The sequence below is a fragment of the Salinimonas sediminis genome (assembly GCF_003429285.1).
Taxonomy (GTDB): domain Bacteria; phylum Pseudomonadota; class Gammaproteobacteria; order Enterobacterales; family Alteromonadaceae; genus Alteromonas; species Alteromonas indica.
The window spans coordinates 1607513-1619932 of sequence record NZ_CP031769.1; the positions used below are offsets into that span (position 1 = coordinate 1607513).

A 12420-nucleotide genomic window follows, 5' to 3' on the forward strand; every position below is an offset into this window, starting at 1 on the left:
TGCGTTCCTAGTGAGTGAGTAGGTTTCTCATCTGTTTTACCCGTAGTTCAAGGCGCAGCCGTTCACTGGCTTTCCAGTAAGGTAAATTGCCCAGCAGTTGCTCGGCATGTTTGATTTCTTTAAGTAGTGCGTTGTAGCTAATCAGGGTCATAAGTGCCTCCAGTGAAAAGCTATTCAGCAACTCTTGTACCGCATTATAAAAATGCTTTTTTTTTAACGAATATATTTAATTAACAGTGAGTTAAAATAAGGCAGGATGCGTTTGCGGGGGTGGTGGAATTATCTTCTTTGCATATTTATTACATCCACTCTGTGTGTAATTTACACCTCTGGTACCCCGTGATAAGGGGGAACGTTGCCGCAATTCTTACACAGGCAACCAGATTACTCCTCAAAAGATAAATCCCTATGGCTGATCTAATAATCGTTAACAATCGAAAAGATTAAACAAAGTTAATATAGGCAATAACATGATATTTTTTCAAAACTGGCACGAGTTGTTTCGCGTCTTGGTTACTGCACTGGCTACCTACACCATATGTGTCACGTTTATCAGTCTGTTTGGCAAGCGTTCGACCGCCAAAATGAACAACTTCGACTGGATAGTTACGGTCGCTATGGGCTCTATTTTGGGCTCCTCCGTGCTATTAAAAAAAGTGGTAGTGATAGAAGTTGCGTTGGGTTTGCTAACGCTTTTGATATTACAGTATGGCTTTACCAAGTTATCGGTACACTCCTCTTTATTCAGACGAACGATGAAAAAGTCCCCTACGCTACTTTATTACGCGGGTGACTTCCTGTCGGTAAATATGCAAAAAGAAAGGATTACTAAAGAAGAAATCTTATCGAACATGCGCATCCAGGGATTTGCCTCCCAGCAACAGGTTATGGCGGTCATTGTTGAGCCTAGCGGAGAATTAAGTGTCATCCCGTTTGTGGATGGGGAACATAGTGATGGCAGTAAGCCCGCTGACCTGGCCGCGCAATATCCTTTGGTAGATAGAGTCAGGCCCACCGGCGTGGATTAACCCCGTCCCAGCTGCCCCAGCAAAGCAGATAATAGCGCATGGATGTGCTACACAATTTGCCCGACCAGGCACCCTTGCCGGGCTATCACGCTGCAAACAACACTAATACGTCGGGTATGCCTGGCGGGTTCCACCATACCGATGCCTGATGTAGGGCCTCCGCTCGCTTCCCCTTTACTTGGAAAAATGCTTAGTGGCGAAGGGTTACCCAAACACGTCGCCGCTACGCATTCCAATAGCGTTATTACCGGCTAGCGAATGGGTATAGATTGGCTGTTACGAACACTGACAGAGGCCGCGTAAATTCTGGGTTTATCGGGCCGTAGTCTGGCTTAACAATAGCATTGCAAAGTTTGGCCGCTATCCCTATCACACAGGTAGCCTCAATTGACCGTGCCAGTAAGCTAAGGTGTTAAAAACTGAACAGTGTGGGGTAGCTATCTGCAAATGGTTTGTTTAGGGTAAGGAAAAGATAAAAAGCAAAATGAACGCTGCTTAACGCCCTGCCCAGACGCTTAAACGGGGCAGGGCGCAAAAGTTAGAGCAAACTTATGCAGCAACCTGGGGGGTTACTTCTCACCGGGTAACTGGGTTTTATAAGTATCCCAGTGCTCGATTATATTATGTACGACTTTACTGCCCACCAGATAGGCTGCTTCCAGGGCCGGCTGCATAGCGGCATAGCCGGTAGATGAGCTTTCCATTGCTAAATTTTGCGCCGCGCTAAGCCCCGGCGGTTGCATAGTGAAATTACTGGCTGTGCGTAAAACCATAAAGCGGTCTTTATCGGCTTTTCCCGCCTTATCCAGGTATAGCATCGCTTGATAGCTGCCGGTATCTTCCATTCCCGAGGTCACAAAATTACCTTTGTTATTGGTCCAATAGGCGGTCCATTCATTCGCCCAGTCATTCAGTAGTTTACCGTGCCAGAAAGTGGCCGCGGCCATTTGCGCACCGCGCATAACCTGGGGTTTGCCCAAGGCGTTCGGGTAGCCTTTGTACCGTGCGCGTAATTCATCCATTGCCTTATTGTTATGTAAGGCGGTGTCTTTAGTCAGGCTGACTGCCCAGTTGACCAATGACGCGTTTAAGACATACATCTCACCGTTTTTGGCGTTAGCTGGCTGCCCACTTGCAGACTGGTCGGCGGGCTCGGTAAAGAACAAGGGGAAATAACCGGTAGACCAGTCTGCTGGAATCTCGCGCGCATCAATTTGATGGGCCAGATCGCCATCAATCAGATAGTCTGCCCATACCGCAGAACCAATGGTGCCATCCTGGGGATCAACCCCCGCTATACCCGCTACCAACCAGTAGGCGTGGGATAGGTCAAAACGCGGATCTAAACCCAATGCCATAATCGCGGCACTGGCTCGCGCGGTGCCCATGCCCGTCACCATTGCCAATATGCCCGTCTCTTTATTCACATAAATATCGTGGAATCCTTGGGGAAACGCATAGCGGGTATTTAAGGCTTCTCGCGCTTTCCACATCTGAAATTCACCAGGCTCATCGCCCGCATCTTCGCCTATCTCAAACATAGTAACCACCACTGCTTTAATTTCCAACGGGGCTTCGGCGGCGGCAGCAAAAGTTATCGTCATACAATAAAGTGCGAGTGCACAGATAAAGCGCCGGGTAAGTAACGTTGCGCGCATAAAATTTCCTTTAAAAAAATACGGCATACAAAATTGTATGCCGTAGGGTTACGTGTTTTTGAAATTAACACCGCTAGCGCAAGCGCAAGCCAAAATCTCTAGCCTGATTAGCGGTAGCCGAATTAAAACTTGTAAGCAAACTTCACATTAAAATGACGGGGAAGTTCAGGTAGAACCACCTGGCTACCGAATAAATCCGGGAAATTAGCCCGGAAGTAACGCTCGTCGGTAAGGTTTTTCACGGTCAGGTTTACATTCCAGTCTTCGCTTTGATATGACAACCCGGCATTGACCAGGGTGTAGCCTGGTAAGGTGACTGCACCGGAGAAGCCAGAAGATACTTCTTCGGCATCTACCACACTTATATTACCCGCAATACCGTTTTGAAAATCGTAGGTAGCGGTAAAGGTATAAATGTTTTCCGGAATTCCAGCTTTACGGGCATCCGGGTTAGACGTTCCTTCACCTACCAGATTCAAACCAATTACATTGCCGCCCAGAACCAGCGATTTGTCTTCAAGGTTGACCAAATCCTCTAGCCCCAGAAAGCCAAATTGGCTTTCATCTTCCAATGCCGTGAGGTTGATTACCTCAACATTAGAATAGCCGGCGGATAACACCAGGTTTTCATTCACTACCCAGCGTAATTCAAACTCGGTACCTTCATTGTGCGTTGTTGCATTGGTTACAATAGCCTGGCTGTTATAGTCGGTTCGCTCCTGCTCATAAATAGATAAAGCAAAATACAGTGTGTCATCTAAAAAGGAGCCCTTAACCCCATATTCAAACAAATCTGAGGTATCAAACGCGCCGCTGCCATCATCATTATTCAACTGGCCGATAGTAATTTCTGCTCCTTGGCCGGCTACCAGAGTAGCTTGCTCTGCCAGGGTAATGTACGGCACTAAGCCAATTGGCGAGCTATAAGAGATACTGGTGTTCCAGGATACGCCATCCACGGTTTCCTTTTCAGTAATTGGGGTCGTACTATCTTCTACAACCCGTTCTGCTGGTAGCAGCAAATCCTGGCGCGAAGTACTTTCAATATCAATGGTGTCGTAGCGCACCCCTAATACAATATTGAGACCATTTTCCCAGGTCAGGTCGGTCATTGCAGCGATACCTAGGTCCAGATAATTACCGTCATCATAGTTATCGAAATTTTTCCCACTGCGGGTAGACAGCAAGCGCCGGTCGAGCGCCGATGACGGCATCGTCAAGTCGCGGCGATTGAAATATTCATAGGTAAAATCATCACCGTGCAAAAAGTCGGTATAGCGGATAGACGGTGACAGATGAAATTGAGCCAGCAGGCTATTGCTTTCATAAGACGTGGCAAATATCAGTTTGTCTTCAATAACCCAGCTATCGTGAAACTGTGAAAAGCCGTAGGCGTTTTCGTTAATATTGTCGTACCCGTCATAAAATAACTGGTTTTTGATCTCCCAGTTATCGGCATAGTACATCATATCGAAATACAGGGTATTGGCTTCGTTTTCTAACCTGTCATCTGGCGCTACTAGCGTTTGCGAGGCATTCAGTGTTGTAGTGCCCACATTTTCCAGAGCCATTAAGGCAGTGGCGTCGGCATCGGTAAACGCAGCCGCAGGCACATAAAAGCCATTTTCACCGGCGATATTCACATCACCGTATTCTTCATGAGATATCGACCCGTCGCCGTCGGTGTCCAGTGGCTGAGCGGTTCCGGTAATATAGGTTCCGTTATCAATAAGTTCCTGGGTCAAACGGTTCCAGCCTGCCACCTGGTTACCGTCATATTTATGGTACATACCACCAAATTCGACTCGGAAATTATCGCTTATATCCATATTAAAGGAAGCTTGCAGGACGGACTGATCAGTGGCTGAGTTTTCGTAGTAGCTTCCCGAGTTTTCTACCTCGCCATAAATAAAATAGCCCATTTCTTTACCGGCGATAGTGGCCGGGCCACCGACTTCGGCAGTAAGAATGCTTTTATCCCAGGTCCCATGGGTGTACGACATGCCACCGGTAGGCGCTTCCAGGTACTGGCCCGAAGATGCGCGGGCAGATTTGGGATTGAAATTAAGGTAGCCCCCTATTTTTGACGGCCCATAAATCGGCGATGCCGGTCCACGAACAATATCGATACGGCTTGAAGCGCCTATTGGGGTTGGGTAGTTACCGGGATTGTCTAACCGCTTAACCCCTCGGAAATACGTTTCGCCAGGGTTGCCTCGCACATCTAATGACCCCGCTACGCCGAAAAATGACTGGGTAAAAGTACCCGGCGCAAAAGCTACCAGCTCATCAATATCAGAAACATTGAAACGCTCCATTTGCTCGTCACTGATTGTCGAAGCGGAACGGGGCGTTTCCAGAATAGACTTGCCGAAACCAAACACAGCTTCAACATCCTGCCCAGGTAATGAGCCTAACGAACCCTTAACCTCGATTTTTTCAATTTCGCTATCCGTAGGCGTCGTGGCACTTTCCTGTTGAGCAAAAGCGATAGCTGGCGTGCTAAGCAACAGCCCAAGCGTAACGGCTTTTGTCAGTGCAGACATAGTAAAGCGTGAGTGTGTCATGTTATCCCTCTGATATTTTTATTTTCTAACCACTGGTTGCCTTGCATTGCTAACCAACACCGGCCCTAGGCATGTAGCACAAGAGGTGCCAAAAATCTGTCCAATTGGTCAATTTTTGATATATTCCTAACCTATTGAAATATAGATATAAAAATATTATTTTCCGGCGATAGGATTGTTGTTAAATTGTTATCAGAAGAAAACTGGTCAGCGCAGTGCACTTTACTGGTGCGAAAAACTCCGTCTTTGCACTGCGACGAAACGCGTAATTACCAGGTTAATGTGCCAATGGAGGTTGATCCTTTGCCTCTGTTACGCTTTCTGGCTCGACCTCGGCTGGGCGGGGAAGTACCAGCTCTAGTACCACTGCGCAAACGCCCGCCACGGTAATGGGAGAAGAGGCAAGGGTGCTTAACCAGCCGGGGAGTGACGCAATCGCGGCCGGTTGTAGCAGCACACCGCCACCTAAGCCCAGGGAACTGGCCACAATGAGGCTGGCGCGCCGATCCAAGGTCGTAGAAGTCAGTATTTTTATGCCGCCTACCGCGACCATCGAAAACATCGTTAATGTTGCGCCGCCCAATACGGGTTTGGGAATCAGTTGCAACATTACCCCAATGAAGGGAAAGCAACCGAGCACGACAAACATACCTGCAACGATGTAGCCTACTTTACGACTGGCTATTCCGGTTAATTGTATAACCCCGTTATTTTGCCCAAAGGTGGTATTTGGAAAGCTGTTAAAACAGGCTGCAAACATAGAGTTCAGGCCGTCCGCCAGTATGCCGCCTTTCAACCGCTTCAGATAAACCGGCCCGGTAATGGGCTGTTTGCAAAACAAGCTATTAGCCGTCAGGTCGCCAGCCGTTTCAATCGCACTAAAAAAATAGATAAAAGCCACGGGGATAAATAGCGCCAGATCAAAGTCCAGCCCATACATTAATGGCACGGGCAGGGTAAACAGCGGCGCCGATACCATTGTCGTGGAATCAATCATATCGGCTATGTAAGCAATCACAGTGCCGATGGCCATCGCGATAAATATGGCGCTCAAACGCAGCCAGCGGGAATGACATGCATTTAAAAAAATAATAATAAACAGCACGGTAAGGCCCAGCGATATATTGGCACTGTTGCCTAAGTTAGTGGCGTTGACACCGCCGGCCAGGTCGGTCATACCTACTTTAATTAATGATAAGCCGATGGCGGTAATTACAATACCGCTGGTAAGCGGGGTTAAAATACGTTTAAAGAAACGCAGGCCCTGGCTTAATACCACCTCTACTAACGCGCCGAATAAACTGATACCAAACAACATTGCCAACACGTCTTCATCGCTTCCGCCCTGCTTACGCACGCTAAGGCCGGCCACCAGCAGTGCAGAGATAAAGGCAAAACTGGTTCCCTGAATGGCTACCAGTCCGCAGCCTACCGGGCCGATAGATTTTGTTTGCACGTAGGTGCCTACGCCACTGGTAAATAACGCCATGCTGACCAGGTAAGGGGTATAATCGCCCAGCTCAAGTACGCCGGCAATAATCAGGGTAGGGGTAACTACCGCGATAAAACTGGCCAGCAGATGCTGAAAAGCTGCGATAGTGGCTGGCACCGCAGGGGGCGAGTCGTGTAATGCATATAATAATTCGTGGGGTTTACTCATACTTATCTCCGGTGGCCAACGAGCAGACTTTAGGTGCGTAGCGACAAATAAACTGGCCAGTTTGGCTGGGGTGATACACTGTATTATGGGTAATCTGCTTTTGTTCGAAGACGGCCGTTTGCTGTTGCCAGTGCTCAATCAGCGCGCGCTTTGCGGGTTCCGCTATAAATGCGTATTGCAGTGAATTGCGATGCAGAGCGAGTAATTCCTGCCAGCTAAGGTTAAACCGGGTCACCGCCAGGTAAAATTCGTCTGTGAGCGTACTGTCCCACATGCCGCGGTCATCGGTAGACAGCGCCACCGGAATGCCGGTACGCAAATATTCGGCAAACGGATGCTCGGTGAAATCTTTGACGTATTCCAACAATAAATTAGATATCAGGTTTATCTCAATTAAGTATGGACCGTGGCGCATCAACAACAGGGTCTGGGGATCGCTGATGGTATTGAGGCCATGGCCTATACGTTTGGCGCCCAGCAACAGGGTGTCGCGAACATGATGATTAGGCTCATCAACTTCCCCGGCGTGGATAGATAAGGCAATTGCCGGATAAGCCTGGCGTAGTTCACGCAGCACAGGCAAAAAACGTAAGGGATAGCCTTTATCGTTGTCTTCACGTCCCACGAAGTTGATACCCACATAGCGGTCACGATGCGCATCCACAAACGCATAAATCCAGCGTAATTGTTGTTCTGCATCAGGCAAAAAACGCAATAATGCATATTGAAACCGCACCGTTACACCGGTATCCGTGGCAGCCTGGCTGGCCAGCATGGTTTCTATGGTTTGCAACGCCTGCTCGGCCTGCATTATGCTCCCATCAGGGTAAAGCATGCCTTTTACATTGACCTGGGTCTCCAGATAAGTGACTTGTTCGAGCTGATAGGCCTGCATATTTTTAAGCAATAAATAGGCTTGTACATGCGGGTTACGGGTAAGGTCGCCTAACCGCTGCCAATGGGTTTCAAAAAACTCATTGCGGCCCTCATACGGTTTATCCAGCCGAATACTGTCAAGAAACGCGCTTTGCTGATCCGCGGTTAAATCAGATAGCGCCGTGTATTCACTCTTTTTACAATCACTTAAAGCATTGTAAGTAGACTGTTGTACGGTGTGAAACAGCAGATGCTCAGGCATGGGACCATAGGCATTGGTACCGTAGCCATTACACAGTTTGGCAAGGGTACGGGTGTAATAACGATAGCCCCCATTGTGAGCTTCATCAGTGGCGATATCCCACCACCAGTGGCTAAAGCCTGAGCCGGTTAAATGGTGGTGTAAATCGCCGCCTTTGGGCATGTGTTGTAAAAAGCCGTAGAGCTGGGCCGGGGTCGCCTGCGCTTTAAAGGCGCTAAACCATTCATCCATGGTAGAGGCAGCAAGCACGGGGGCACTAAAAATTAACGTACAAAACCATATAGCACAATACGAGACAACACAGCGAACCACAGGCACTCCTAAGCGGCAAAACCACCAACCTTGCAACTATTTGACCATTTGGTCAGTCAAAATGATTTGTTCTAAGGCGTTGTTATATAATTAAAACATGGGAATATGCGCGGCCCGAGATAACCGGCTGTGCAGGGGGTTGCACATAAAAGGTGAAGCGTGCCCGAAAATGATGCGTCAGCGCGTATCACCCGGCAGGGGATAGATTGATAAGAGGGCGGAGCGCGACATCTACCCTCTGTAAGTAGTATGGCGGGTCAATACTCAGGTAAAATGGTCCCAGCGGGCGTTGTAGAATTTTAGCTGGCTGGCTAACCGCTACGCGGTGTACACAGATGCTATTCAGCCCCAGGAGGCTCAGGGTAGATCGGGCTCAAAAACCACATCATCGCCCAGAGTTACAAAAATAGAGTCGCGAACTTCATTATACAATGCACGGCTGCAATGCCCCTCACCTTCGGTATCCTCAAGCAACACTACGTCGCCTGCGCCAAAGACTTTACGCGCGCCGCCTGACACCGTAAATTCCGCCCGCCCTTTTAATATAAACAATAACTGCCGCGCGGGGGCGGGGTGCCATTTAAAATCATAATCGGCCGGGGTTTGGCGAAAAATAATGTTGCCCGCGCTATAGCGCTCTGACAACATTCCGATGGGCCCGCCGTCACTCACCGGTATAGTTACTTCACCAAAGTGGCTTTTGCCATGCTCGTCATTGTATATACGGGTAATTTTCACATCACTTCCTTCTGCTTAGTGGGCTCGGCCACCGCCATAATAGTGTCAAACAAAACCTGTAAGCTCACCTCGATGTCCGCGGTGGTGATAGCTTCGGCCGGGTGATGGCTAATGCCTTTATCGCAGCGTGTAAATAACATGGCCACCGGACACAGGTGGGCCATCGCCATAGCATCGTGGCCCGCCCCGGAAGGCAGCGTAAAGGGACGTATACCATTTTGCTCAACCGCATCGCGCAGATAGGATTGCAAGCTCGGATCGCACGATACGGCGTCTGCTTCGTGGGTTTGCTGGTGGTGTAACTGCACCCCCCGACGCTGCGCTATATCCTCCATAGCTAGCATAATGTGTTCCAGGGCCTCGTCACGCTGGGCGTCACTGGCGCTACGAATATCCAATGAAAATTGGCTCTGACCGGCAATAACGTTAACCCCGTTGGGTTTGTTATTAATCCGCCCTACGGTAGCCACTACCTGGTTTTTCACCGCCAGCGCTTCCACCGCCAGAATCATCTCACTGGCAGCCGCCAGCGCATCCTGGCGCAGCGGCATTGGCACCGTGCCAGCATGCCCCGCCATGCCTGTTACCGTAAACTCAAAGCGTCGCGCGCCGGCAATAGCACTGACTATTCCTACAGGCAGATTCTCGTGTTCAAGTACCGGGCCCTGTTCAATGTGAAGTTCAATATAGCCCAGCAGGTTTTCGTTACTGATGGCTGCCTGGTGGACCTGGGTAAAATCCAAACCAGCATTTTGCATGGCCTGGGCCAGCGTAATATTGTTCTCATCGGTCAGCTCGGCCCAATCGGCAGGCCAGTTACCTACGAGCGCCCGGCTGCCTAATAAGGTGGAGCCAAAACGACTTCCTTCTTCATCGCCAAAGCCCACAATGTCTAAATGAAAAGGTAAACTGATGGCTTGTTGCGCCAGTAATTGGGCCACGGCGATGGGGGCTAGTACACCGAGCATGCCATCGTATTTTCCGCCATTTGGTACCGTATCCAGATGGCTGCCTAAAATAAGTCGGGGGGCGTCAGGGACGGCGCTACTGGCCAAGCGTCCCCACAAATTAGCGGCAGCATCCTGCCAGGTTTGCATGCCGGCCTGGTGCATCCAGTTAGCCACCAGTTGATTAGCGCTGGCATGTTCAGCCGTTAAATAACGCCGATCCAGATATTGCGGGGACTGGCTAATAGTGCCAAGCTCCTGCAGTTGTTGCATAACCTGTTCTGCCTGGGTTTTAAAAGCACTCATTGTCTATTCTCATCATACACGGCCAGGGCCGCATCGACCCCGGCGCCGGGAGTGCCGGTAATCGGCCCGCGCTGCTGACGCAGTACGGTTTCTAACGACTGCAAGGTATGTAAAACCGCATCTTGGCGTGCGTTATAGCCCATCGTACCGATACGCCATATTTTGCCTTTCAATGGGCCAAAGCTGGTGCCAATTTCAATGTTAAACCGGTGCAGAAGGGTATGGCGGATAGCTTCACCATCTACGTCGTGTGGAATCGTTACGCCTACCACATTGTTCATCTTATGTTGCAGGTTACCAAAAGGCTGCAGGCCGAGTGCCTGTATACCTGCCAGCATTGCATCTCCAGCCAGTTTATGCCGCGCGATCACGGCGTCTTTACCTTCATCCAGTAACGTAATGGCGCACTCTCTGGCGCAAAACAACATGGAAGCTGCCTCGGTATGGTGGTTTAAGCGCTCCTCGCCCCAATAATCCAAAATCATTGGTATATCAAAATAATTAGACTGTATACGGCTTCCACTGGCCCCATGGTGATGGGAATCTTTAATACCGGCTTCCACATGATGACGCTTGCGCACCAGTTCAACATAACGTGGGCTTAAGGTAATCGGAGCACTGCCAGACGGTCCCCCCAGGCATTTTTGCAGGCCGATAGATACCGCGTCTAATTGCCAGGTGTCGGTGTCAAATGCGTTGCCGCCAATCGATGCGGTAGCGTCACTATAAAAAATCACATCGTAACGTCGGCAAATTTCGCCCAGTTGAGCTAACGGCTGCAACATCGTAGTAGAGGTATCCCCTTGCACTATAGCGAGTAATTTTGGCCGTACACGTTGCACCGCCTCTTCAATTTGCTGGGGGTCAAACACTTCACCCCAAGGCACCTCAATGGTATGTACCTTGGCGCCGGCACGCTCACAAATCTCAGCCAGCAAGTGACCAAAGCGGCCAAATACCGGAACTAAAACACAATCGCCCGGTTCCAGCGCCGAAACCAATACAGCCTCTATACCGGCGCGACTGGTGCCATCAATTAATACCGTATGTTGATTGCTGGTATTAAATACCCGCCGGTAAAGAGCCATAACTTCATTCATATAACCGGTCATCACCGGATCGTACTGACCTACCAGCTGGGTAGCCATCGCACTGAGTACCCGTGGGTAGCAGTTTATCGGGCCTGGCCCCATCAGCAGACGGGGCGGAAGCGAAAGGGTAGACATAACAAACTCCTAAAGCAGGACCTGCGCCAGCATGCGCAGACCAGTGATGATCAGAATAACCGCGAAGATTTTTTTCAGTACCGCTGCATCTAGCTTAGCCGCAAGCGCGGCGCCCAGCGGGGCAAACAACACCGTCAGTGGTACGATGCAGGCAAACCCTATCCAGTTAACCAACCCGTAGGTGCCGGGGGGCGCATCGGTTGGTGCGGTGCCCGCCAACGACAGCATTAATGCTGCAGGCAAAGATATAATTAAACCGACTGCCGCGGCGGTTCCCACCGCCCGGTGTGCCGGGTAATTGCAAAAGGTTAAGGTAGGCACAGTGAGGGTACCGCCGCCAATCCCGACCATCGAGCTGAATAAGCCGATTAAACCCGCCATAATGCTTTGCCCGGCGCGGCCGGGTAAGCTCTCGGTAAGCGCTGCTTTTTTACCCACCAGCATATTGATAGCCGATAAACAGGCTATGATGCCAAACAGCAAAGTAAGCCATTGGCCGTTCACCTGAGTGACTAAATAGCTACCAGCCAGCACGCCCAGTAGCATAAAAAGTGCCCAGTTCTTTAATAGCGTGGTATCTACATTACCTTTTGCCAGATGCGCACGAATTGAACTTAGTGAGGTAGGAACAATGGTGGCCAGCGAGGTCGCGGTGGCGACCACCATACTGGTCTGCGCGGAAACACCCAGCGCCTGAAATAAAAAAAACAACACCGGAACGATAACAATTCCGCCGCCTACGCCTAATAGTCCGGCTAGCAGGCCGGCGAAGACGCCGGTGCCCATCATGGCTAACAGGGTCGGAAGATTTTCGGTAATAAACTGCATATATCTCGACTT

General features: G+C 49.8%; 10 protein-coding genes. 1 reads left to right on the top strand and 9 read right to left on the bottom strand.

The window, feature by feature from the left end; all coding sequences use genetic code 11:
* Window positions 1-7: 7 nt before the first annotated feature.
* Window positions 8-151, bottom strand: coding sequence for a hypothetical protein (locus D0Y50_RS19500; RefSeq protein ID WP_170145465.1), 144 nt, complete (start codon window positions 149-151; stop codon window positions 8-10).
* A gap of 319 nt (window positions 152-470) precedes the next feature.
* Between D0Y50_RS19500 and D0Y50_RS07280 the strand changes: the two genes are divergently transcribed.
* Complete coding sequence (locus D0Y50_RS07280; RefSeq protein WP_117316194.1) at window positions 471-1028, top strand: DUF421 domain-containing protein; 558 nt, start codon at window positions 471-473, stop codon at window positions 1026-1028.
* Window positions 1029-1597: 569 nt separating this feature from the next.
* Here the strand turns inward: D0Y50_RS07280 and D0Y50_RS07285 are convergent.
* The 8 genes from D0Y50_RS07285 to D0Y50_RS07320 form a co-directional block, all read right to left on the bottom strand.
* Window positions 1598-2686: a purine nucleoside permease gene (locus D0Y50_RS07285; protein ID WP_232366477.1), complete on the bottom strand. Its 1089-nt coding sequence runs from the start codon at window positions 2684-2686 to the stop codon at window positions 1598-1600.
* Between the two features lie 122 nt (window positions 2687-2808).
* A complete protein-coding gene (locus D0Y50_RS07290; protein WP_108566262.1) occupies window positions 2809-5253 on the bottom strand; it encodes a TonB-dependent siderophore receptor in 2445 nt (814 codons plus the stop codon).
* Window positions 5254-5530: 277 nt separating this feature from the next.
* Window positions 5531-6913, bottom strand: a complete 1383-nt coding sequence (locus D0Y50_RS07295) for a uracil-xanthine permease family protein (protein ID WP_117316198.1) — start codon at window positions 6911-6913, stop codon at window positions 5531-5533.
* Window positions 6906-8363 carry an adenosine deaminase family protein gene (locus D0Y50_RS07300; RefSeq protein ID WP_232366478.1) on the bottom strand — a complete coding sequence of 486 codons (1458 nt, stop codon included), beginning with the start codon at window positions 8361-8363 and terminating at the stop codon, window positions 6906-6908. Before D0Y50_RS07300 ends, D0Y50_RS07295 begins: the two co-directional genes overlap by 8 nt.
* 357 nt (window positions 8364-8720) lie before the next feature.
* Window positions 8721-9101, bottom strand: a complete 381-nt coding sequence (locus tag D0Y50_RS07305) for a cupin domain-containing protein (protein ID WP_108566260.1) — start codon at window positions 9099-9101, stop codon at window positions 8721-8723.
* A complete protein-coding gene (locus D0Y50_RS07310; protein WP_108566259.1) occupies window positions 9098-10354 on the bottom strand; it encodes an allantoate amidohydrolase in 1257 nt (418 codons plus the stop codon). Before D0Y50_RS07310 ends, D0Y50_RS07305 begins: the two co-directional genes overlap by 4 nt.
* Window positions 10351-11580: a pyridoxal-phosphate-dependent aminotransferase family protein gene (locus D0Y50_RS07315; RefSeq protein ID WP_108566258.1), complete on the bottom strand. Its 1230-nt coding sequence runs from the start codon at window positions 11578-11580 to the stop codon at window positions 10351-10353. Before D0Y50_RS07315 ends, D0Y50_RS07310 begins: the two co-directional genes overlap by 4 nt.
* A gap of 9 nt (window positions 11581-11589) precedes the next feature.
* Entirely contained in the window at window positions 11590-12408 is an 819-nt protein-coding gene (locus D0Y50_RS07320) for a sulfite exporter TauE/SafE family protein (RefSeq protein ID WP_108566257.1), read from the bottom strand.
* Window positions 12409-12420: the final 12 nt, after the last annotated feature.